The sequence below is a fragment of the Mycobacterium timonense genome (assembly GCF_025821985.1).
In the GTDB taxonomy this organism is placed as follows: domain Bacteria; phylum Actinomycetota; class Actinomycetes; order Mycobacteriales; family Mycobacteriaceae; genus Mycobacterium; species Mycobacterium avium.
The window spans coordinates 15840-36677 of sequence record NZ_JACKSY010000082.1 but is presented as its reverse complement, the minus strand read 5'-3'; the positions used below and the strand labels follow the sequence as shown (position 1 = coordinate 36677).

21 protein-coding genes and 1 pseudogene are annotated in these 20838 nt (G+C 69.8%); 5 read left to right on the top strand and 17 right to left on the bottom strand.

Going from position 1 to position 20838, the window contains the following annotated elements; genetic code table 11:
- Positions 1–9 precede the first annotated feature (9 nt).
- Together efeU and H7I87_RS19400 are read right to left on the bottom strand one after the other, a co-directional pair.
- On the bottom strand, positions 10–1620 hold the full coding sequence (gene efeU, locus H7I87_RS19405) for an iron uptake transporter permease EfeU (RefSeq protein WP_009976741.1): 1611 nt from the start codon (positions 1618–1620) through the stop codon (positions 10–12).
- Between the two features lie 81 nt (positions 1621–1701).
- Entirely contained in the window at positions 1702–2535 is an 834-nt protein-coding gene (locus H7I87_RS19400) for a DUF3097 family protein (RefSeq protein ID WP_009976739.1), read from the bottom strand.
- 233 nt (positions 2536–2768) lie between these two features.
- On the opposite strand from H7I87_RS19400, the gene H7I87_RS19395 reads away from it, so the two are divergent.
- Positions 2769–3056 (top strand): DUF3349 domain-containing protein, encoded by a 288-nt coding sequence (locus H7I87_RS19395; protein WP_009976737.1) that lies wholly within the window; start codon positions 2769–2771, stop codon positions 3054–3056.
- A 25-nt stretch (positions 3057–3081) separates the two neighbouring features.
- On the opposite strand, the gene H7I87_RS19390 is transcribed toward H7I87_RS19395, so the two are convergent.
- The 6 genes and pseudogenes from H7I87_RS19390 to H7I87_RS19365 form a co-directional block, all read right to left on the bottom strand.
- A complete protein-coding gene (locus tag H7I87_RS19390) occupies positions 3082–4050 on the bottom strand; it encodes a patatin-like phospholipase family protein (protein ID WP_003876738.1) in 969 nt (322 codons plus the stop codon).
- Positions 4044–5129, bottom strand: a complete 1086-nt coding sequence (locus H7I87_RS19385; protein ID WP_029248479.1) for an ABC transporter ATP-binding protein — start codon at positions 5127–5129, stop codon at positions 4044–4046. Before H7I87_RS19385 ends, H7I87_RS19390 begins: the two co-directional genes overlap by 7 nt.
- Before the next feature lie 2 nt (positions 5130–5131).
- A complete protein-coding gene (locus tag H7I87_RS19380; protein WP_003876741.1) occupies positions 5132–5974 on the bottom strand; it encodes a carbohydrate ABC transporter permease in 843 nt (280 codons plus the stop codon).
- Positions 5961–6865 (bottom strand): annotated as a pseudogene (locus H7I87_RS19375) (carbohydrate ABC transporter permease); the annotation flags it as partial. The gene H7I87_RS19380 and the pseudogene H7I87_RS19375, both read right to left, overlap by 14 nt.
- A 36-nt stretch (positions 6866–6901) precedes the next feature.
- Complete coding sequence (locus tag H7I87_RS19370; RefSeq protein WP_011724815.1) at positions 6902–8230, bottom strand: ABC transporter substrate-binding protein; 1329 nt, start codon at positions 8228–8230, stop codon at positions 6902–6904.
- A 65-nt stretch (positions 8231–8295) separates the two neighbouring features.
- Positions 8296–9228, bottom strand: a complete 933-nt coding sequence (locus H7I87_RS19365) for a sigma-70 family RNA polymerase sigma factor (RefSeq protein WP_011724814.1) — start codon at positions 9226–9228, stop codon at positions 8296–8298.
- A gap of 168 nt (positions 9229–9396) precedes the next feature.
- On the opposite strand from H7I87_RS19365, the gene H7I87_RS19360 reads away from it, so the two are divergent.
- On the top strand, positions 9397–9747 hold the full coding sequence (locus H7I87_RS19360) for a DoxX family protein (protein WP_011724813.1): 351 nt from the start codon (positions 9397–9399) through the stop codon (positions 9745–9747).
- Positions 9748–9760: 13 nt separating this feature from the next.
- Here H7I87_RS19360 and H7I87_RS19355 read toward each other — a convergent pair whose 3' ends face one another.
- Together H7I87_RS19355 and pncA are read right to left on the bottom strand one after the other, a co-directional pair.
- Positions 9761–10561, bottom strand: coding sequence for a nuclear transport factor 2 family protein (locus tag H7I87_RS19355; RefSeq protein ID WP_011724812.1), 801 nt, complete (start codon positions 10559–10561; stop codon positions 9761–9763).
- Positions 10561–11121 carry a pyrazinamidase PncA gene (gene pncA / locus H7I87_RS19350; RefSeq protein ID WP_011724811.1) on the bottom strand — a complete coding sequence of 187 codons (561 nt, stop codon included), beginning with the start codon at positions 11119–11121 and terminating at the stop codon, positions 10561–10563. Before pncA ends, H7I87_RS19355 begins: the two co-directional genes overlap by 1 nt.
- 110 nt (positions 11122–11231) lie before the next feature.
- On the opposite strand from pncA, the gene H7I87_RS19345 reads away from it, so the two are divergent.
- Positions 11232–12299 carry a DoxX family protein gene (locus H7I87_RS19345; RefSeq protein ID WP_003876748.1) on the top strand — a complete coding sequence of 356 codons (1068 nt, stop codon included), beginning with the start codon at positions 11232–11234 and terminating at the stop codon, positions 12297–12299.
- A 4-nt stretch (positions 12300–12303) separates the two neighbouring features.
- On the opposite strand, the gene H7I87_RS19340 is transcribed toward H7I87_RS19345, so the two are convergent.
- The 5 genes from H7I87_RS19340 to H7I87_RS19320 all read right to left on the bottom strand — a co-directional run bounded on the left by H7I87_RS19340 (position 12304) and on the right by H7I87_RS19320 (position 17407).
- Positions 12304–12882, bottom strand: a complete 579-nt coding sequence (locus H7I87_RS19340) for an ATPase (protein ID WP_003876749.1) — start codon at positions 12880–12882, stop codon at positions 12304–12306.
- 30 nt (positions 12883–12912) lie between these two features.
- Positions 12913–13302 (bottom strand): TA system antitoxin ParD family protein, encoded by a 390-nt coding sequence (locus H7I87_RS19335; RefSeq protein WP_009976725.1) that lies wholly within the window; start codon positions 13300–13302, stop codon positions 12913–12915.
- An 80-nt stretch (positions 13303–13382) separates the two neighbouring features.
- Positions 13383–13877, bottom strand: coding sequence for a gluconokinase (locus H7I87_RS19330; protein ID WP_010949355.1), 495 nt, complete (start codon positions 13875–13877; stop codon positions 13383–13385).
- Complete coding sequence (locus H7I87_RS19325; protein WP_011724809.1) at positions 13874–15871, bottom strand: DUF7064 domain-containing protein; 1998 nt, start codon at positions 15869–15871, stop codon at positions 13874–13876. The genes H7I87_RS19330 and H7I87_RS19325 overlap by 4 nt, the downstream gene beginning before the upstream one ends.
- Positions 15872–15889: 18 nt before the next feature.
- A complete protein-coding gene (locus H7I87_RS19320; protein ID WP_033726897.1) occupies positions 15890–17407 on the bottom strand; it encodes a carboxylesterase/lipase family protein in 1518 nt (505 codons plus the stop codon).
- 78 nt (positions 17408–17485) lie between these two features.
- On the opposite strand from H7I87_RS19320, the gene H7I87_RS19315 reads away from it, so the two are divergent.
- Positions 17486–18166 carry a hypothetical protein gene (locus H7I87_RS19315; protein ID WP_023861532.1) on the top strand — a complete coding sequence of 227 codons (681 nt, stop codon included), beginning with the start codon at positions 17486–17488 and terminating at the stop codon, positions 18164–18166.
- 97 nt (positions 18167–18263) lie between these two features.
- Here the strand turns inward: H7I87_RS19315 and H7I87_RS19310 are convergent, their stop codons facing one another.
- Entirely contained in the window at positions 18264–19487 is a 1224-nt protein-coding gene (locus H7I87_RS19310) for a cytochrome P450 (RefSeq protein WP_019732016.1), read from the bottom strand.
- Positions 19488–19580: 93 nt separating this feature from the next.
- On the opposite strand from H7I87_RS19310, the gene H7I87_RS19305 reads away from it, so the two are divergent.
- The gene (locus H7I87_RS19305; RefSeq protein ID WP_009976717.1) at positions 19581–20210 is read left to right on the top strand and encodes a TetR/AcrR family transcriptional regulator; all 630 of its coding nucleotides are present in this window, start codon (positions 19581–19583) and stop codon (positions 20208–20210) included.
- Positions 20211–20217: 7 nt separating this feature from the next.
- Here the strand turns inward: H7I87_RS19305 and H7I87_RS19300 are convergent, their stop codons facing one another.
- The gene (locus H7I87_RS19300; RefSeq protein ID WP_011724806.1) at positions 20218–20826 is read right to left on the bottom strand and encodes a hypothetical protein; all 609 of its coding nucleotides are present in this window, start codon (positions 20824–20826) and stop codon (positions 20218–20220) included.
- Between the last annotated feature and the right edge of the window lie 12 nt (positions 20827–20838).

Below are 20838 nucleotides of genomic sequence, written 5' to 3'. Positions count from 1 at the left end.
CAAGCGGATTCATGAGACCGGCACGTTGCCCCGGCGATGCGCCTCACCATCGATTGCTTTCCTCTCATCTTCTCGCTTGCGGTCCACGCGCACCGAGGCTAGCGCCGACAGCGCGCACGCCACCGCGAAACCGGCGATTACCAAGGGAAGCCAGACATTCCACAGCTGTCCCTCCCCCCGGTTGCGGTCGCCGGCAGCGATCGCGGCGGCGGTCGCGTGGTCTTCGGCGGCGGACGTGGACCAGTCGGTCGCCAGCCCGCCGAGACTGACGGTCTTGGCCCCGGTCAACCCGCCGCCCGTCAGCACCGCCGTGCGGTTGCTCGCCGCTTTCGCACTGATCACCGCGTCGCCCCGGGTCAGCACGGTGTACACGGTGGTCGTCGACCATTGGCCCTGAAACGGCCCCCGGGTGCGCGCCGCCGCCAGACCGACCGGCAGCCGGCCGCCGGTCATGTCGCGCAGCTGGTCCAGCGTGATCTCGGGCGCGCCGTCGACCCCGGCGGTTTCGGAGGCCTGCCACGCCTGGACCGGCAGCCCGTCCACGCTCTGGTCGTCGGCCGGGACAAGCTGGATGTGGTGCACGGTCGAGGTGCCCGCGGGGGTGACGGTCAGTTCGCGCCCGTGTGGCCCGGTCGCCATCGACACCGCGGCGGCGTGGCCGGCGCGGTCGGTGACGGTGCGGGTGCGCGCGGCGTCGACCGTGTCCCGGGCGGGCGCCGCGACCGCGAGCACGGCGGCGATGGCCAGCAGCAGCGTGGCGGCGGTCGCCAGCAGCCGGCCTCGGGCGCGCGGGGTGGCCGCCAGCCGGGCCGGCCGCAGGAACACGACGAGCACCGGCACGGCGTACAGCAGCCAGCCCAGCACCTCGACCAGACGGGGGTCGGCGGGGATGCCGAGCACGCCGGTGGTGACCGCGCCCAGCACGGAATCGCTCGGGATCCAGCCGGACAGGTCGAAAAGCTGCCGCTGGCCGATGTTCAGCCAGCCGGCCTCGTGCGCGGTGCGCAGCGCACCCAGCACCAGGCCGGCGGCGATCAGCACCAGGAACACCCCGGTCACCCGGAAGAACCGGCCCAGGTTCAGCCGCAGGCCGCCGAAGTACAGGCCCACGCCGAGCCCGATCGACGTCGCGATGCCCAGCACCCCGCCCAGCACGGCGAACCACCGACTGCCGTGCGAGGTCTCGGCCGCCGCCAGCAGGAACACCGACGTCTCGAAGCCCTCCTTGAGGACGGCGAGGAAGGCCATGGCGCCCAGGGCCAGGGCCCCGCCGCGGTGGACCGCCTGGCGGGCTTCGCGCTCGAGTTCACCCTTGAGCTGCGCGGCGTTGCGGTTCATCCAGATGATCATCGAGGTCACGAACACCACGGCGACGGCGTTGATGACGGTTTCCATCATCTCTTGCTGGGCCTGCGGCAGGCTGGTCGCCAGCAGGTCCAGGCCGACGCCCACCGCGACGCTGAGCAGCACAGCCACCGCGACGCCGGCGAACATCGGGCGCAGGGTCTGGCCGTTTCGCTTGAGGAAGGCGGCGACGATGCTCACGATCAGTGACGCCTCGAGGCCTTCACGCAGACCGATGAGAAACGTGCCGATGAATACGCCGAATACGCCCTGCATACGCCCGATTTCTGTCCCGCCGATCGGGACTTTCGGCTTAGCGTAGCCTAGCTAAACTCGCCAGGTCCTGCGGGCGCCGGGTCAGGCGGCCGACTGCGTCACGAAGTCGATGAGTTCTTCGACCCGGCTGATCAGCGCCGGCTCGAGGTCGTTCCAGTCACGCACCCGCGAACGGATGTGCCGCCACGCCCGGGCGATGTCGGCCTGATCGGCGTGCGGCAAACGCAACGCCCGGCACACGCCGTGCTTCCACTCCACGTGCCGGGGCACCTCCGGCCAGGCCGCCAGGCCCAGCCGCTGCGGTTTGACCGCCTGCCAGATGTCGACGTAGGGGTGGCCGACGACCAGCGTGTCGGTCCCACCCGGCCCCCGTCGCACCGCGTCGGCGATGCGCGCCTCCTTGGAACCGGGCACCAGGTGGTCGACGAGCACGCCGAGCCGCCGCCCCGGGCCGGGTGCAAACTCGGCGACGATGTCCACCAGATCGTCGACGCCGCCGAGTTGCTCGACGACGACGCCTTCGATCCGCAGGTCCTCCCCCCACACCTGCGCGATCAGTTCGGCGTCGTGACGGCCCTCGACGTAGATGCGGCTGGCGCGGGCAACCCGCGCTCGCGCGCCCGGCACGGCGACCGATCCGGACGCCGTCCTGGCCGCGGCGGCCGGCGCCGGCCGCCGCGGCGCCGTCAAGATGACCGGGCGGCCTTCGAGCAAAAACCCAGGGCCCAAAGGAAACCCACGCACATGACCGCGCCGGTCTTCCAGATCCACCCGACCGTATTCCACCCGCACCACCGCGCCGACGTAGCCGGTTTCCACGTCCTCGACCACCAGCCCCGGCTCGGCGGGATGCTCGGTCGAGCGGGGCTTGCGCCGACCCGGCGCAAGGACATCCGTTCCATAGCGATCCATCACGCGGCGATACTAGGAAGCGTTGCGGCCAAGCATCGTTACGGCGCGCCACCGTGTGCGAATCGTGACCGAGACCGGCGCCGCTGAAACCGTGCCGGGGCTGCCAGCACCGCCGGCGAGAAAAATGCGTTTAACTGTGTGGCGTTACCTGGCTGATCGCGTTGCCGATGGTACGTTGCTAGCCAGGTAAAGCACTGCCGCTTAAGCGCAACCGCGGCGGTTAGCGAGGTGGACGTATGGACCTGGCGCACTGGGTGACCAGCATTGTGGCTTTCGTGCGGGCCGGCTACCCCGCCGGCATGCCGGCCACCGGTCACGTGCCGTTGGTGGCGTTGGCGCACCGGCGTCTGTGCCACGACGACATCACCGCCATCGCAACCGATCTCATCGCCCGCCGACTGTGGCCGATCAGCTCCGTTGACATCGGGGTCGAGATCACCCGGTTCACCAATCAGCTGCCCTCACCGCAGGACGTCGACCTGGTGTTGCGCCGCGTTCACGCGATCCGCTGCTCGCGCGGATAGCCAATTGCCCGGCGGTCCACCGCCGTCACGGAGTTTCGGGCACCGGGCCGCCGCAGGCCTTCAAGTAGTCGGCGTAGTTCCAAGTCTGCAGAAACTGTTGGCCCGCTTGCCTTCCCCGTTCGTAGAGTGCTTCGCGTTGCTGTGCGGTGATGTCGAAGTCGATCGGGCTGACGTCCTCGGCAGGCACGAAGATGGTGCGCCGCACGGTGCACGGGTCGTCGATGTAGGCGTTGTCCTGGTTGCTGACCAGCGTCTCGATCGCCGCGATCCCCAACGACACCGGGCCGTGCACGGGATGGGTGGGCGGAATGCCCGGCCGGGCCGACAACCGGATCCCGAAGGTGGGCCACTGCGGTTGCCCGTCCGGCCGGTCGAACAACTCGACCGGAAAGTCCGACAGCAAGCCGCCGTCCACCCAGGTGGCACCGCCGACCCGAACCGGCTCGAACACATACGGAATCGCCGACGAGGCGTGCACCGCGCGGGCCACCGGGAAGTCGTCGGGGTCGATGCCGTACGAGCCGAGGTCCCAGGGGATGCGTACCAGCCGGCGCCGGGACAGGTCGCTGGCGGTCACCACGAGCGACCAGGCGAACTGCTCGGGCGCCTCGCCGGTGCGCAGATCGCCGAACGTCCGCACGCCCAGATCGCCGAGCAGACCGGCCAGCAACTGCTCCAGGTAAGCCCCGCGGTACACGCCGTCCGACGTCAACAGCGACAGTCCCCCGCCGATCACCGGCACGTGGCCGATCAGGTTGCGGTCCAAGAACTTCCGGTAGTCGATGGTGCGCATGATGTCGGTCAGCCGGCTCAGCGGCTCGCCGGCGGTTTGCAGGGCCGCCACCAGCGAGGCGACCACCGCGCCGGCGCTGCTGCCGGCCACCCGGGGAAACCGGTAGCCGGCCGCGGCCAGCGCATCCACCGCCCCGACCAGCCCGATGCCGCGGACGCCGCCGCCTTCGCACACCAGGTCGGCACGCACTGTGTTCACCATGACCCCCTTACCCCGATTCGCTGGCCGTTGCGCCCGAAGAAGTGCAGGTGCCCGGGTGCGGGATGCAGGCGCACCCTGCTGCCCTTCTCCGGGGGGTTGCGCCCGTCGACACGCGCGACGATCGGCGCGTCGATCACCTTGCCCGAACCGGTGATCCGGCCGTACAGGTAGGCGTCGGCACCCAACTCCTCGACCACGTCGACCTCCATCTCGACACCGAGGCCGCCCAGCTCGAAATGCTCGGGACGCACCCCGACGACGACTTCGCTTGCCGCGGCGGCGATCTCGCGTGGCAGTGCGATCGGCCAATCACCAAGTGACACAGCCGAATCCACTACCGGCAAGGTGAACAGATTCATCGCCGGCGATCCGATGAAGCCCGCCACGAAGACGTTGCTCGGATTGCGGTAGAGCTCGCGGGGCGGCGCGAACTGTTGCAGCACACCGTCGCGCAGCACGGCGACGCGGTCACCCATCGTCATCGCCTCCACTTGGTCGTGGGTGACGTAGACGGTGGTGGTGCCCAGCCGCCGCTGCAGCGCGGCGATCTGGTTGCGGGTCTGCACCCGCAGCTTGGCGTCGAGATTGGACAGCGGTTCATCCATCAGGAAGACCTGCGGCCGGCGCACGATCGCGCGACCCATCGCCACTCGCTGCCGCTGACCGCCGGACAGATCTTTGGGTTTGCGATCCAGATACGGTTGCAGGTCAAGCAGTTTCGCGGCGTCCAGCACCCGCTCGCGGATCTGCGCCTTGGGGGTCTTGGCGATCTTCATGGCGAACCCCATGTTCTGGGCCACCGTCATGTGCGGGTACAGCGCATAGTTCTGGAAGACCATCGCCACGTCTCGTTGCTTGGGGTCGACGTTGGTGACGTCCCGGTCACCGATCAGGATGCGTCCGGAGTCCACGGTTTCCAGCCCGGCCACCATCCGCAGTGAGGTGGTCTTGCCGCAGCCGGAGGGTCCGACCAGCACCACGAATTCACCGTCGCCGACAACGAGGTTCAGGTTGTCCAGGGCGGGCCGGTCCGCCCCCGGGTAACGCCGGGTCGCTTGCTGGAAAGTCACCGAAGCCATGCTCACCCGCCCATCCCGGTGACGGCGATGCCGCGGACGAACGAGCGTTGCGCGATCGCGTAGATGATGACCAGGGGCAGCATGATCAGCATCGAGGCTGCCATCAGAACCGGCCAGCGGGCAACGTATTCGCCCTTCATCCGGACCAGGCCCAGGGTCAGGGTGGCCAGGCTGCTGCGCTGAATCATCAACAGCGGCCACAGGAAGTCGTTCCAGACGTTGACCCAGGTGAGCACGGCGAGCACCATCACCGCCGGCCGGGCGTGCGGCAGCAGGATCCGCCAGTAGACCTGCCACGGTGTGCAACCGTCCAGGATCGCCGCTTCCTCCAGATCGGTGGGAAGGGTGCGGAAGAATTGCCGCATCAGGTAGGTGCCGAAAGCGCTGCCGAAGAACCCGGGCACGATCATCGCCCACGGGGTGTCGACCCACCCCAGCGTCCGCATGATCAGGAATTGCGGGATCACCGTCACCGTCAGCGGCACCATCAGCGTGCCCAGGTAGACCACGAACAGCGTGTTGCGGCCGCGGAAATCCAGTCGGGCGAAGGCGTATCCGGCCAGGGAACAGAAGAAGACATGCCCGGCGGTGACGCAGCCGGCGTACAGCACGGTGTTGACGAACATCCGCCCGATCGGCATCAACGCGAACACCTCGGTGTAGTTCGACCAGCGCGGGCGGGCCGGCACCAGCGTGGGCTCGCTGACCTCGCCCTCGGTTTTCAGCGATCCCGACACCGCCCACGCGATCGGGAACAGCGCGCACCAGGCGATGCCCAGCAGCGCGGCGTAGACGGTGGCGGCGCGGAGCACGGTGCGCTTGATGACGGCCTCACTTGAGCCCACGGGAAGTCTCCAAGGAACGTCGATGGCTGACCCGCAACTGCACCACGGTCAGCACCAGCAGGACCGCGAACATCACCCACGCCAGCGCGGAGGCGTATCCGAATTCCAGGAACGAGAAGGCATGCTGGAACAGCATGATGCCCAGCACGTAGGTCGCCGACTCGGGTCCGCCGCTGGGGCCGGTGAGCACGTAGACCATGTCGAATGCCTGGAATGCGTGGATGATCGAGATGATCACCACGAACGAGATCGACCCCCGGATCAGCGGCACGGTGATGGCGAAGAATTGCCGGATCTCGCCGGCGCCGTCGATCCTGGCCGCCTCGTACACCGTTTCCGGAACGCCCTGCATCGCCGCCAGCAGGACCACCGTGGCGAACGGGACGCTGCGCCACACGCTGACGATGCACAGCGACGCCATGGCCCAGCGGGGCTCGACCAGCCACGGCACCGGGCCCAGCCCGACCCAGCCGAGCATGATGTTCAGCAGCCCGTTGTCGGTGTTGAAGACGAATTGCCACACCACCGCCATCACCACCGAGGAGATGGCCAGCGGCAGAAAGACGATCGTCCGGAAAATGCCGATGCCCCTGACCTTTTGGTTCAGCACACCGGCGACGGCCAGGCTGATGGCCACCGTCGGGACGACCGATCCCAGCGTGAAGATCACCGTGTTGCGGATCGCGATCAGAAACAACGGGTCGGAGCTGAACAGATCCGTGAAGTTCTTCAGCCCCACGAACTTCGGCGGGGTGAACACGTCCCACCGCTGAAAGCTCATGTACAGCGAGAAGCCCAGCGGAAAGAGCATGAACACAGCGACCGCCACCATGTTGGGCGCGACGAACAACCGGCCCGCCCATGCGTGCCGGCGCCACGGGCTCGGGTTCTTCGGGGTCCGCCGGCCCGCCTCGGTGTCCAGCGCGGTCATGGGCTGCGCAGCACTTCGTCGACGGAGCGGGACAGCCCGGCCAATGACGTCGCGGGCCGGCTGCCCCGCAGGATCGGCCCGAAGTTGCGGTCCATCAACGCATTGACCTTCTCCCACGCCGGGGTGATCGGCAGGCCCTGGGAGAAAGCCGGTCCGTCGGTCAGCACGCCGAGGTTGCCGACCCGCCGGTGCGCCCTGGCGAATCCGTCCGATTTGAGCGCCGAGCGCAGCACCGGAACGAACAGGCAGGATTCACCGATCAGCGCCTGCCCGACGGGCCCGGTGGCGAACTTGACGAACTCCCAGGCCTGCTCCTTGCGCGGGCTGCTCGATGAGATAGCCAGCCCGGTGGCGCCGATGTCGGAACAGGCGGGCTGCCCCTTGCCGACCGCCGGACCGACCGGCAACGGAGCGACGTCGAAATCAAGGCCCTCGGCGCGGAGGTAGGTCTGGTAGCGCCAGTGCCCGCCGAGCGCCATGGCGGCCCTGCCCACGGCGAACAGGTTGGGCGTCGACATCGACTGTGTCTCCGAGGCATTGGGGGCGACCCGGTATTTGTTGGCCAGGTCGGCGTAGAACTGCACCGCCTCCTGGAAGGCGGCGTTGTCGAAGTTGAAGTGGGTCGGGTTCAGCCGCGGATCCGACCAGGGCACGCCGTTGTTCATGGCGAACAGCCCGGCCGAGTAGTAGGAGCCCCAGGTGTTGACGAATCCGTACTGGGCGGCCCGGCCGGAGGCGTCGCGCTTGGTCAGCGCGCGCGCCGTGTCGAGGAATTCGCTGAAGTCCCAAGGGCGTTCCCACGCCGTGGGCGGCGACGGCACTCCGGCCTCGTCGAAGAGCCGCTTGTTGTAGAACAGGTAGTTGCCCGACCATTGCTCGGGAAGGGCGTACTGCTTGCCGTTGAAGGTGAAGGTCTCGTACAGCGCGGGGATGCTGTCGGCCTGCAGCTGCTGGGCGAACGCCTTGTCCCGCGCCAGCAGCGGGCCCAGATCCAGCAGCACACCGCGGTCGGCGAGTTCGGCATAGGACAGTTCCCACGCCATCAGCACGTCGGGGCATCTGCCGCCGACGCAAAACGTCGAAAGTTGTTGCATCACGCCGGGCCCGGACAGCACCGCCCGCACCTTGATGTCGGGATGGCGGCGCGCGAACTCGTCGATGATGCGCATCCGCGCGTCCCGCTCCTCCGGATTGGCCGCGAAGAAGAAGGTCAGCGCGCCGTCGTCGTCGGAGCCGCAGCCGGCCGACCATGGGGCGAGCGCCGCCGCGGAAAGCGCGCCCGCACCGCGCAGCAGGCTGCGCCGTCCGAACGGCCTATCGAGCATGGTCCTCCCGGTCTGGCCCGGTGCCGGTCCGGTGGCCGGCGTCCTCTGACGTCCTTGGTACCCGATCAGGTTGTGATGTTCCTGAACCGGACGGCGGGTGGCAGCGCCAGCGCTGCCCGGCGGATGCGCTCAGGGTCGCCGGTGATGTCGATCGTGTGGATGCGATCGTCGGCCCCGATGCCGATCATCAACAGGATCTGGGCGCGCCCGCGGGCAGCGATCACGATGCCCGGTGTCCCGTCGATGAGCATGACAGCACCGGCGCGGGCCCGCCCGGCGAATCGACGGGTCTCCTGCGCGACCCGGGTGGCGCCGCGCAGCGCGGTCGGCACGTCCGCGGGCACCAGGACAGGATCGACCGTGCGCAGTACGTCCGCGGCCAGCAGCTGCAGCAGCGCGGCGATGTCACCGCCGCGCGACGCCGCCAGGAACGCCTGCACCACCTCGACGTGGCGCTCGATCCGGTGCCCGTCCCGGCGGGGTGGGCCGGCCGGGGCGGCGTGCAGCCGGGCGCGGGCCCGGCTGGCCAGCTTCTTGGCGGCGTCCGGCGACCGGTTCAACAATTCGGCGATCGTCTCGAACGGCATGGCGAACACGTCGTGCAGGACGAAGGCGACGCGCTGCGCCGGCGAGAGCCGATCGAGCACCACCAGCAGCGCGGTGCTCACCGACTCGGCCAGCAGGGTGTCCTCGTCGGCCGGCGACGACGCCGCCACGGCCAGCCGGTCCAGCTCCTCGGGCGCGGCGAGCGGTAGCTCGGCCCGCCGTTTGCGCGCCCGCAGCTGATCGAGGGCCTCGCGCGCGGTGATCGTCGTGAACCAGCCGGACAGGTTGTCGACCGCCGCGAAGTCCGCGCGACTGGCCTTGAGCCAGGCCGACTGCACCGCATCGTCGGCGTCGGCCAGCGAACCCAGCAGCTGGAACGCGACCGACCTCAGGTGGCGCCGGTCGTCGTCGAAACGCTGCGCCAGCTCCGCCAAATTTCGTGGGGCGTTCATGGGTCACCTTTTCCGCACGGCAGTCGTCAAGTTGGTGACCGCATCCCTCCGACATGCCAAGGAGACCACCATGACCATACCGATCGCGGGTCGCGGGGCGCTGTGTACCCGCGCGGCCGGCCGCGGCGAGAACCCCGGAAACGGCTGCGCGGCAAGGGATTGATGCACATGAACACCGTATTCGTCGGGATCACACTGTTCACCGCGGCCATCACCGCCGCGATCGCGGTGGCCGACTTCGTCCCGGCGCGATTCGTGCTGGCCAACTCGGCCGAGGTCGGGGTGCCGCGGTCCTGGCTGCCCGCGCTGGGTGCGGCGAAATTGGCCGGGGCCGCCGGCCTCGTCGTCGGGCTGCTGGGGTTGCCGGCGCTGGGAATCGCCGCGGCCGCCGGGCTGGTGGTGTTCTTCGTCGGTGCGGTGCTGACGCACCTGCGGGCCGGCGTGCTGTACAACATCGCGTTTCCCGGGGCCTACCTGTGTCTGTCCGCGGCATCGCTGGCCTGGATGGCTCTGCGCTGAATCGGGTGCGAGGTCAGGCCGGGAAGTAGCGGATCCGGTTGATCGCGTTGGCCCGCCAGGCCACATCGGCGAACATGATGGCGCGGCCGTGACCCGAATGCAGCGAGACCGCCACGGCGGGGCCGGCGCTGTTCATCTTGGTGAGGCCCGCCCCCGCCAACTGTTCGGCCAATTCGGCCAGTTCGATCGGGTCGCGGTCGCCCAAAGTTATTGCCGCCGTTGATGACAACGCCTGCGCAGCGGCGAACTTGTCGCCGGCTGCGACGGCGTCGAGGAAGCGCCGCACCAGCCGTTGGTGCGGCGCGCCCACGCGGCGGAATCCGGCCATGAAGCCCGCGCTGCCCCGCCATCCCTGATTGCGCAGCAGCCCGCGGCACAGGTCCACGGCAGGGCGCGCCGCGCCCGGGCCGCTGCGCAGGAACTGGACCATCATGGCCGGAAGCTCCCAATAAGCACGCAGCGCACCGATTAGCCACTCGCCGTTGGTTTCTCGAAGGTCGTAGCGCAGGAACGCGGGAATGTACATGGTGACCGTCGGGCCCATCGCCACCTCGAGCTCCAGATCGCGCAGCACCGTCGTGCCGAAGACGACGTCGAGATCGCGGTGGAACCTGATGTCCCGGGGGGCGATGAACGTGTCATAGAAGCGGCCGATCTGCGTCCGCCCGAGGTGCGGTCGCGAGCCGACCGGGTCCTCGATCCGGCCGTCGGGGGTGAACAACGCCACCCACGCGGCGCGGTCGTGCTCGGCGGCGGCCTGCGGCGAGCGCTCCACCGCGGCCAGCAGCTGCTGTCGATCCAGGGGCGCCACCATCAGCGTGCTCCGACCAATTCGATTCCGGCGCTTCGCATTTCGTCCAGCGCCCGGGCCGCCGAATCCTCCGCTGCGGCCGCGGTCAGGTGCACCAGCACCCGGGTGGTCAGGCCCGCGCGCGCCGCGTCCTCGGCGGTCCGCCGCACGCAATGGTCGGTGGCGATGCCGACCACGTCGACCTCGTCGACCCCGCGCCGGCGCAACCATTCCAGCAGCGGCGTCCCGTTGTCGTCGACGCCCTCGAAGCCGCTGTACCCCGCGGCGTAGGCGCCCTTGCGGAAGACGGCGTCGACGCGGGTGGTGTCCAGCTCGGGCCGGAAATCGGCGCCGGCGCTGCCGGCGAGGCAGTGCGCCGGCCAGGACGACGAATAGTCGGGCCGGTCGGAGAAGTGATCACCCGGGTCGATGTGGAAATCCTGCGTCGCCACCACGTAGTCGTAGCCCGGAGCGTCGTCCAGGTAGGCGTTGATGGCGGGCGCCACGGCCGCGCCACCGGCCACCGGCACCGAGCCGCCCTCGCAGAAATCGTTTTGCACGTCGACGATGATCAACGCTCGCACCACTTCACCCTAGCCGCACCCGCCGGGCCGCCGCAGCGCCGCGGCGCGGCACTAGCTGGGCATATCGGCACCACGGTTTGCTCGACAACGAGCCGGGTAATACACCGGCCATGGTGATCAGGAGAATCGCGCGACCCCTGTTATCAGTGGCATTCATCGGGCAAGGAGTCAACTCACTGCTCAACCCGAAATCGGCGGCCGAGGCGGCGGCGCCGGCCGTGGACGGGCTGCAGGCGTTACCGGATCCGGTGAGCGGCAACATTCCCAGCGATCCCGAGACGGTCGCACAGATCACGGCGGCGGTCCAGATCGGCGGCGGTCTGCTGCTGGCCACCGGCAAGCTGCCCCGGGTCGCCTCGGCCGCGCTCGCGCTGACGGTGTTGCCGGCCAACCTCGGGGCGCACTCGTTCTGGAACGAAAGCGACCCGGTGGCCAAAGCCCAGAAGCGCCAACAGTTTCTCACCGACCTGAGCCTGCTGGGCGGATTGTTGATCGCCTCCGCGGACACCGCGGGCAAGCCCTCGCTGGGCTGGCGCGGACGGCGGGCCGCCGAGCGGCTCTCGGAACGGGTGTCTTCGGCGTGGCCCGGCTCCGACGACTCGGGGTTCGAGGCCGACCTGTCGGAGCTGGGCGAGCGGATTGCGCACGGCCTGCAGATCGGCGCCGAGCGGGGTCGCGAATTGGCCAGCACCGCAGCCGAACGCGGCGCGCCGTACGCCGAGGCGGCACTCGAACGCGGCCGCGAATTGGCCAGCACGGCCGCCGAACGCGGCGCGCCGTACGCCGAAGCGGCACTCGAACGGGGCCGCGAATTGGCCAGCACGGCCGCCGAGCGCGGGAGGCCGCTGGCCAAGAAGGCACGCAAGCGCGGCGAGGAATTGGCCGACGAGGCCGCCGAGCGGGCAGCCTATCTGGCCCAGAAGGCACGCAAGCGCAGCGAGGAACTCGCCGAGGAGGCCGCCGAGCGCGGCAAGCCGCTGGCCAAGAAGGCGCGCAAGCGCAGCGAGAAGCTGGCCAAGAAGGCACGCAAGCGCAGCGAGAAGCTCGCCGGCACGGCGCGGGTGCGCGGCGAGGAGCTGGCCGAAACCGCCCGGCAGCGCGGCAGCCTGCTGGCCGACACCGCCCGCGAGCGGGTCGGCGGCCAGGTCGGGACCGGACGCCGCAAGCTGTCCTGGTGAGCGGTTAGACCGGCCAACGCGACCGCAAGGTCTCGGGTGCCCACGCCGGCCAGTCGACGGCACCGACCGTCAGCCCGCCGCTGAGCCGGGCCACCACACGCGGCCCGCGCAGCCGGCTGTTGTCGTAGCCGGTGGCCAGGTCGGCCAGGGTCATCGCCTCGGCGACCGGAGTCCACAACCGGCGATGCCGCTCGCGGATCTTGGTTTCCGGCACGTCATGGCCGCCGGCCCGCACGCGGTGCCGGACCCGTTCGACGGCAAGGTCTTCCGGGATGAGCAGCACGTGCAGCACGACGGTGAAGCCGGCGCGGCGGGCGGCGTGCAGCAGGTCCAGCTTGGACGGGTGGGAGAACACGGTCTCGGCGATGAACGACCGGCCCAGGTCGATCAGCTTCGCCCGGGTGTCGGCGGCGACCTTCGCGGCGTCGTAGGCGTGCGACGCCGGATCCTGCGGCCAGCGCTGCCGCGCGATCTCGTCGGCGTTGACCACCACGCTGCCCGGCAGCAGCGGCGCCAGGGTCAACGCGATGAACGTCGACTTGCCGGCGCCGTTGGGCCCGACCACCACGTCGAGTCGCTCCATCCGGCCGCCGGACCGCCCGCGGGTGCCGGGTCAGCGCCGGCCGGCCAGCACCACCGCGGTGCCGTCGGGCCGGTGCTCGACGATCTCGCCATCGTCGTTGAGGGCCACCGTGGTGACACCCTGCCCGGCCAGCGTCGCCCCGTAGTTGGTGCGCGCCAGGCTTTCGTCGATGGCCGCCGAGATCTCGGCGTTGAACACCACGCCCTCTTCGACGGTGAGTTCGGCGGTGGACAGCCGGCCGGCCAGCGCGGCTTCGACCCGCCGCCGGGACGCGGTGTGCTGGCTGGACACCGCACGCCCGACCCGCGCCCAGTGGTCGAGCTGCTGCTTGGCCGAGCGGCTCTGACGGGCGCCCTCGGCCGCCGCGCTGTCCATCAGATCGGACGCGACCCGGGTGACCCGATCGACGGCCTCGGCCATCACATCCTCCTCGACGCCCCGCGACCGCAACACCCCGTTACAGTCCGTAGCAGAATGCTACACGACGGCCCGGGGGTCGGCTACCGGCGGGCCCGCAGGACGACGTCGACGATCGAATCCACCTCGCGGCCGGCGTCCACGGTCAACCCCGCCTCGTCGGGGCCCAGCGGCTCCAGGGCGTCCAACTGCGACTGCAGCAGCGCGGCCGGCATGAAGTGGCCGGACCGGGCCGCCAGCCGGGGGCCGAGGAGCGCCGCCGAACCGGACAGATGCAGGAACGCGACGTCCGGGCAGTGCGCGCGCAGCCGGTCGCGGTACGCCCGCTTCAACGCCGAACAAGCGGCCACGCCGCCGTCGCGATGGGCGGCCAGCCATTCGCCGACCTCGTCCAGCCAGGGGCGGCGGTCGTCGTCGCCGAGCGGTGTGCCGGCCGCCATCTTGGCGATGTTGGCGGGCGGGTGCAGGGTGTCGGCATCGACGAACGGGACCCGCAAGCGCCGGGCGAGCGTCACCCCGACCGTCGACTTGCCCGACCCGGAGACGCCCATCACCACGACGGGTGCCGATCCGCTCACCCGATCCGTTCGCCGAGATTGCGGTTCCATTCCAGCCAACCGACGCCCCGGCGGCCGTCTCCGGTGCTGACGGCGGCCCAGACACGGGGGAACTGGCTGACCCGCCCGTCGGCGGCGACCAGCCGGACCGGCGCCTGGCCGCGCACGTCCACCTGCGCGGTGATCTCGCCCGGGTTGAGTTCCAGCGTCGCGTCCAGCGGTAATCCGTTGTCGCCGAAGGATTCTCGCGAGTCGACGGTCTGCAGTTCGGTGACTTCGCCGTCGGCGCCCTGGGTGTAGCCGATGCTGAAGGCGGGTGCGCCGGGGATGCGGATGTTCACCCCGTGCAGATGGGTGCCGTCGTCGAGGTGCAGTGCGCTCCAGATCCAGTCCATGCTCCACCAGTCGCGCACCCCCCAGGAGTGATCGCGTTGTCCGGCAACGGATTCGATGCGGTAGGCGGTGTCGCCGATGGTGACGCTGCCGGTGACGGTGCACGGAATCTCGTAGCGGGTCGTCATCGCGTATTTGTAGGGCGTGCCGTCGGTGTGCCAATCCAGGTTCATGGTCATCGCGACGGGGGTGCCGGGCTCCCCGCGCAGCAGCGCCGCCGGGTCGGCGTAGGCCTGGGCCAGGGCCCGCACGTCGACGCGGTAACTGCGCAGCGGCGCGCCGGCGGAATGCGTGATCTCGAAGGTGTCGGTGCGCACCGTCCACGGATCCGGCGGCAGCGGCACCTGCGCGTCGACGGCGACGGTCGGCATGTCGGGGCCGCACACCAACGCGTGCACCCACGCGGTCTGCTGGTTGGCGACCAGGCCGAGACGAAACCAGCCGCCCAATCCCTGTGCGGGATCGGCAAAGTCGGCGTACCAGCTCTCGCTCCACAGCGGTTCGGTGGTGGGATCGTGGGCGAGTTCGTCCTCGGGCGACGGCTGCAACGGCTCGGGCGCGCTCGCGGCCGGCAGCGTCGCCAGCGCGTCGGTGTCGAGCACGTGGTCGCAGTGCCGCCGCAGCATCGTCATGAACATCTGGTCGCCGCGGTCGGTGCGTTCCACCAGCATCGAGGAGACGATCGCCATCATCACCCCGAAGAAGCTCTGCCGGCGGACCCCGTCGGCGACGTCGGCCAGGGTGATGGGCGGCTGCGGGCCCAGCGCCTCGTGGTAGGCCCGCAGCAGCGCGTCGTAGTGTTCGCGGCGGTCCTCGGTGGGCAGCGCGCACCCCAGGAAGTAGGCGAGATCGGTCAGCGCGGGTCCCCACGACACGGTCTGCCAGTCGACCACCGTCAGCGCGCGCTCGGCCCCGGCGGTGCCGAACAGCATATTGTCCAGCCGGTAGTCGCCGTGCACCAGGCCCCGGACGCCCGGCTCCTGAGCAAGATAGCCGTCGAACGCGGCCACCAGGCGTTCGCACACCGCCCGGTGCTCGGGCGCGATCTGGTCGCCGTAGCGCTCCACGAAACCCGCGTACAGCGGCGCGATCATGGCCTGGTTCAGCGGCGCGTCGCGGTTGAGCCACGGCGCCTGCGCCAGCGAGATGTCGCCGAGCAGCGGGCCGTGCAGCCGCCCCAGCTCGACGACCCCCAGCCGGGCCTGTTCGATTGTGGCACCGGCGATTTCGTCGCCAACGACGGCCGGTCCGGCGTCGCCCAGCAGCAGGTCGAACACGCCGGTCGAGGTGTCGACGGCCGCGTGGTAGCAGGGCGCGATCGGTCCGCCCAGCCGCGGCGCGACGTCACCGTAGAAGCGGACCTCCCGCTCGTAGAGGCCCAGCGCCAGGCCGGTCTGCCGGCTGACCGGATCGGTAGCCGCCACCTTGAGCACCACCGACTCGGGTCCCCGCGCATCGGCCTGCGCGTAGCGCAGCCGGATCCGGTAGCACTCGCTCATCTGGCCGGTGCCGATGCGCTCGACCGAGAAGTCCGCGATGGGGCCGGTGCCGATCACCGCGGCCAGCCAGGAGGCGCTCAGGTCACTGGGTCGTTCGATGACTTGCTCGGTCTCGGCGTGCATGAGGGTTAGCGTGCCAGGTCAGCGCGCCAGTGAGAAGCCGTCCCAGGCCATCCGGCGGTGCGGGTGCGGATCGAACTCGACACGCGATTTCCGGTCGAAGACCAGCACGGCGCGATCGGCGGCGGTGTAGCGCGGCCAGTCCTCCCCCGGCACGCCGGTGCGGCTGAAGGCCCGCCAGCGCCGCTGCACCTGATTGCTCACCCGCAGCGCGGCCCGCCGGTCGGCCGCGGCGGTCAACAGTGCGCCGAACCTGGTGCGGTAGACGTCGAACACGGCGAGCAACTCGGTGGCGTGGGTGGCGCCGAAACCCGACCAGCGCAGCGTGCGCGGGGCGTAGTCGTACCGGTAGAGGTAGGTGGGTGCGTGCGCGCAGTGGGCCTCGGCGATCTGCCAGGCCGCCGAGCCGAAGGCGAAGTCACCGCCGAGCTGGATGCACGCGGACCGGTCGGGATAGTCCGGATAGGCGGCGGTAATGCGTTCGCGCACAGCCGGTTCCGCGTCGGCCAGCAGCTCTTCGACCATCGATTCGTTGGTCGGCAGCATGGCCAGGAACCGGGTGAACAACCGGCCCTCTTCGGCGTTGGTGCCCACGATGAGCGGCACCCGGTGCGCCTCCCCGCGCCGCATCGCCTCCACCGGGTCCGTCGGCAGGATGTCGTCACCGACCACGGGCCCGATCGGGAAGGCGCCCAACCTGTCCTGCATGCCCTCGTCGATCAGCCGGTGCTGGGTCTTGACCAGTTGGGCCGCCGACGCCTGCATCAGCGCGTTGGCCGCGTCCTGGCGGCGCACACCGAGCAGGTTGGCGAAGCGATTCGCGAATTCGGCGGCGACCTCCTGGGAACGCACCAGTCCCGAGGCCGGGCTTTCCGAAATCGCTTGAGCGAACAGGCCTTTCGCGGCCAGGACGGCCAGCAGCGTGGCGGTGATGCAGGCGCCGGCGCTCTCCCCGAAGATCGTGACGTTGTCCGGGTCGCCGCCGAACTCGGCGATGTTGTCGCGCACCCACTGCAACGCCAGCACCAGGTCGCGCAGGTACAGGTTGCTCTCCAGGGGGATTTCCGGCGTCGACAGCGACGAGAAGTCCACGCAGCCCAGCGCACCCAGGCGATAGTTCACCGACACGTAGACACACCCGCGCCGGGCCAGCGCCGCCCCGTCGTACAGCGGTGTCGCCGAGCTGCCCAGGAAGTAGCCGCCGCCGTGGATGAACACCATGACCGGCAGCGGCCCCTCGGCCGGCGCCTCCGGCGTGACGACGTTGAGGGTGAGGCAGTCCTCGCTCATGGGTTGATAGCGGCCGCCGAGGCCGGAGAGGCCGAGCAGGGTGTAACGGCGCTGCTGCGGCGCGCAATTGGCGAAGCCGTGGCAGTGCCGGACGCCCGACCACGGCTGCGCAGGCTGCGGCGCGCGGAAGCGCAGGTCGCCCACCGGCGGGCGCGCGTACGGGATGGACCGCCACCGGTGGACCCCGTCGCGGGTGAAGCCCTCGACGATGCCGGTGGCCGTGCGGGCGCGGACGGTGCGGTCATGCATGAATCGACGGTAACCGACGTGACGGCGCCGACGCGCGCGCAGCGCCTTGTTGCCCGCCGCGCCGGTTAGCCTGACTTCATGCGGATAGCTGCGATGATCGCCGCGTCAGTACTGGTCGCCGGGTGCGCACACACGACGGGCGGCCGTTCGGAGCCCACCCCGAGCGGTGCGGCGACGCCGTCGGGGTCCGCCGCCGGTCCGTCGAGCAGCAAACCGCCGGGGCCCTCGGGCGCGCCGGCCGCCGGTGCGGCGATGTCGGACGTCATCACCTGGATCGAGGCAGGCCACCCGGCCGATCCGAGCCGCTACCACACGGCGACCCGCGACGGCGTGGCCACGCCGCTGGGCGACGACATCGCGGTGTCGGCCCTGGCCGGCAAAGTCTCGTGCATGACGGATGCCAAGCACACCGGCGGCGCGGTGGTCTGCCTGGTGAGCCTGACCCATCCCGCCCCGCCGCCCGCGACGGCCTACGGCCAATGGCAAGGCGGCTGGGTCGATTTCGACGGGACGAGCCTGCAGGTCGGGTCCGCCCGGGCCGATCCGGGTCCGTTCGTCAACGGCAACGGGACGGAGCTGGCCAACGGGGACTCGCTGGCGTTCGGGGAGTACCGGTGCCGCGCCGACCAGGCCGGCCTGTACTGCGTGAACTACGCGCGCCAGTCGGCGGCCAAGCTCAGCCCGGCCGGGGTCGAACCGTTCGGCTGCCTGCGCTCGACGCCGCCGCCGGACGGCGTGGGCGCCGCGTTCAGCTGCTGAGGCTTTCGCTGCCCAACGTCGACTTGTTGCGTGAAATCGTGGCTTTCGGCGCCAACAACTCGACGCTCGGCGATGGTGATGTGCGGCGCGGCGGTAGTTACCAGCTCACCGGCAGCTCCTTCATGCCATAGATGTTGGCGTCCTTGAACTTCAGCTGCTCCGGGGGCACCGCCAGTCTGAGCCCGGGCAGGCGGCGCGCCAGCGTGGCGAACGCGACCTGCATCTCGACCCGGGCCAGGTTCGCGCCGATGCATTGGTGCACGCCGTAGCCGAAGCCCAAGTGCCCGCGGGGGTTTCGGTCGGCGTCGAAGGATTCGGGATTATCCACGAATTCGGTGTCCCAGTTCCCGGCGGGCAGGTTCATCACCACGAACTCCCCCGCCCGGATCAGCTGACCGGCGATCGTCAGGTCTTCGGTCGCGACCCGGTCCACCTGGCTGTGCACGATGGACAGGTAGCGCATCAGCTCTTCGACGATGTTGGCGACGACGGCGGAGTCGTCCGTTTGTCCGAGCCTGGCATAGATCTCCGGATGCCCCAGCAGCGCAACGGTTCCCAACGAGATCATGTTGGCGGTGGTTTCGTGGCCGGCCTGCATCATGATCACGCTGTTCATGGCGGTGGTGGCGTGATCGAGTTGGCCCGTCGCCACGTATTCGGTGATCAGCCGGCTGATCAAGTCGTCGCCGGGTTCGCGTGCCTTGCGCTGCACCAACTCCTCGATGTAGGCGTACATGGCCCCGAAGGCCTTGCCCTTCTCCTCGTCGGAGGATTTCTGGTCGAGCCCCTTGGTGGTGTTGAACTGGAAAAGTTCCAGGTCTTCCGGCGGCACGCCGAGCAGCAGCGCGATCACCAAAGACGGCACCGGCAGGGCGAATTCCCGCACCAGGTCGGCCGGCACACCGCCGTCGACCATCCGGTCGAGGTAGTGGTCGACGGTGTCCTGGATTTGCGGTCGCATCGATTCGCACCGCCGGAAGGTGAAGTTGCCGGTCAACATGCGGCGCAACCGATGATGCTCGGGATCGTCGGTCCGGGCGAACATCACCGGGACCTTGTTGTCGGCATCGGTGGGCATGATCGAATCCGGAATGGTCTTGGCGGACAAGCGCGGATCGACCAGCGCGGCGCGAATGTCGTGGTAGCGACTCACCACCCAGACCGGGTTGCCCTGGAACAGCGCGCGGCGCAGCCCGGGTTGTTGCCGCCAGTCCACGAACTCGGGTGGCGGGGCGAGCGGGCAGTGCGCGGCCCGCGGCATCGGCAACACCGGAAGCTCCGCGTCGGCGCGGGATTCGGAGGTCTCGAAAGATATTGACATGACCCATGTTTCCAGTTAATTGGCAGACGCCTGACAGTTAAAGACTGTAAAGCCCCGCCAGTTGGCAGTCAACTGTCGGTTACGCTGGGCCTCATGACCGCGGTTGAGGACCGGCCGTTGCGTTCGGACGCGGCACGCAACGTCGAGCGCATCCTGCGCGCGGCCCGCGAGGTGTACGCGGAGTTGGGCCCCGACGCGCCGGTGGAGGCGGTCGCGCGCCGCGCCGGCGTCGGCGAGCGAACGCTTTACCGCAGATTTCCGGCCAAGGCGGACCTGGTGCGGGCCGCCCTGGACCAGAGCATTGCCGAGGATCTCACGCCGGTGATCGACAGCGCCCGCCACGCGAAGGATCCGCTGCACGGGCTGACCCGCCTGGTGGAGGCCGCGATATCGCTGGGCGCCCGCGAGCAGAACCTGCTGGCCGCCGCGCATCGGGCCGGGTCCCTCACCTCCGACATCTCGGTTTCGCTCAACGAGGCGCTCGGTGAGCTCGTCCGCGAGGGACAGCGGGCCGGCAGGATCCGCGCCGACCTGGTCGCCGACGATCTGCCCCGGTTGGTGGCGATGCTCTACAGCGTGTTGTCCACCATGGATGCGGGCAGCGAGGGCTGGCGACGCTATGTCGCACTGGTCGTCGACGCGATATCGGTCGATGAGCGCCGGCCGTTGCCGCCGGCCGCCGCCCTGCGTTATGCGTCCCAGCCGAACAGCTGGCCCCTGTGAGGTCCGATCAGCCGGCCGGCAAGCCCGCTTTGACCGCGGCGTCTTGTTTGCGGGCGAGGTCGAGCAGAACGTCAGCGGGCGTGGGATTGCCTATCACACAATCGGATTCGAGGTCGACCATCGCCCTTCCCTCGACGAAGACCGCCTCGGAGATCTCCATCGGGTTGGCCGGATCGCTGCCCTGGCCGATCACCATGAACCCGTTGGAGCCGATGTCGATGGGCTGCTGTGGCCCGTTGACCTTTTTGCCGACGACGTCGCGCATGTTCGCCGCCGTCTGAGCGGCGGTGGCGGGGTCCGGGAACACCGCGATCGTGTCCATGATGGTGCGCTTGCCGTCCGGGTTCTTGAAAACCTGTCCCACGCCGGTGATGCCGCTGGGATTCTGGCTGGGCGGGCCGTCGGCGGTGGCGTTGGGGCCCACGTCGCCGGGCTTGATCAACAGGTTGCTGTAGTCCGCCGGCGCCCCCGCGGAGGGCGATGCGGCGCTTGGGGTGGAGGCCGCCGGGCTCGATGACGCCGCCGGGTTCTTGTCCCCGCCGCAGCCCACCACGGTCGCGCCGACCAGCACCGCGGTGGCCGTCAGGCCGAGCGCGGACGTCCGCACCTTGGTCATGAGCCCTCCTTC

What these genes read in the sequence shown, in the direction of transcription:
- H7I87_RS19320 (WP_033726897.1), bottom strand. Translation starts at nt 17,407, where the DNA reads ATGCATGACCGCACCGTCCGCGCCCGCACGGCCACCGGCATCGTCGAG.
- H7I87_RS19325 (WP_011724809.1), bottom strand. Translation starts at nt 15,871, where the DNA reads ATGCACGCCGAGACCGAGCAAGTCATCGAACGACCCAGTGACCTGAGC.
- H7I87_RS19345 (WP_003876748.1), top strand. Translation starts at nt 11,232, where the DNA reads ATGGTGATCAGGAGAATCGCGCGACCCCTGTTATCAGTGGCATTCATC.
- H7I87_RS19390 (WP_003876738.1), bottom strand. Translation starts at nt 4,050, where the DNA reads ATGGTGAACACAGTGCGTGCCGACCTGGTGTGCGAAGGCGGCGGCGTC.
- H7I87_RS19300 (WP_011724806.1), bottom strand. Translation starts at nt 20,826, where the DNA reads ATGACCAAGGTGCGGACGTCCGCGCTCGGCCTGACGGCCACCGCGGTG.
- H7I87_RS19360 (WP_011724813.1), top strand. Translation starts at nt 9,397, where the DNA reads ATGAACACCGTATTCGTCGGGATCACACTGTTCACCGCGGCCATCACC.
- H7I87_RS19385 (WP_029248479.1), bottom strand. Translation starts at nt 5,129, where the DNA reads ATGGCTTCGGTGACTTTCCAGCAAGCGACCCGGCGTTACCCGGGGGCG.
- H7I87_RS19335 (WP_009976725.1), bottom strand. Translation starts at nt 13,302, where the DNA reads ATGGCCGAGGCCGTCGATCGGGTCACCCGGGTCGCGTCCGATCTGATG.
- H7I87_RS19370 (WP_011724815.1), bottom strand. Translation starts at nt 8,230, where the DNA reads ATGCTCGATAGGCCGTTCGGACGGCGCAGCCTGCTGCGCGGTGCGGGC.
- H7I87_RS19355 (WP_011724812.1), bottom strand. Translation starts at nt 10,561, where the DNA reads ATGGTGGCGCCCCTGGATCGACAGCAGCTGCTGGCCGCGGTGGAGCGC.
- H7I87_RS19395 (WP_009976737.1), top strand. Translation starts at nt 2,769, where the DNA reads ATGGACCTGGCGCACTGGGTGACCAGCATTGTGGCTTTCGTGCGGGCC.
- H7I87_RS19305 (WP_009976717.1), top strand. Translation starts at nt 19,581, where the DNA reads ATGACCGCGGTTGAGGACCGGCCGTTGCGTTCGGACGCGGCACGCAAC.
- H7I87_RS19340 (WP_003876749.1), bottom strand. Translation starts at nt 12,882, where the DNA reads ATGGAGCGACTCGACGTGGTGGTCGGGCCCAACGGCGCCGGCAAGTCG.
- H7I87_RS19310 (WP_019732016.1), bottom strand. Translation starts at nt 19,487, where the DNA reads ATGTCAATATCTTTCGAGACCTCCGAATCCCGCGCCGACGCGGAGCTT.
- H7I87_RS19365 (WP_011724814.1), bottom strand. Translation starts at nt 9,228, where the DNA reads ATGAACGCCCCACGAAATTTGGCGGAGCTGGCGCAGCGTTTCGACGAC.
- H7I87_RS19315 (WP_023861532.1), top strand. Translation starts at nt 17,486, where the DNA reads ATGCGGATAGCTGCGATGATCGCCGCGTCAGTACTGGTCGCCGGGTGC.
- efeU (WP_009976741.1), bottom strand. Translation starts at nt 1,620, where the DNA reads ATGCAGGGCGTATTCGGCGTATTCATCGGCACGTTTCTCATCGGTCTG.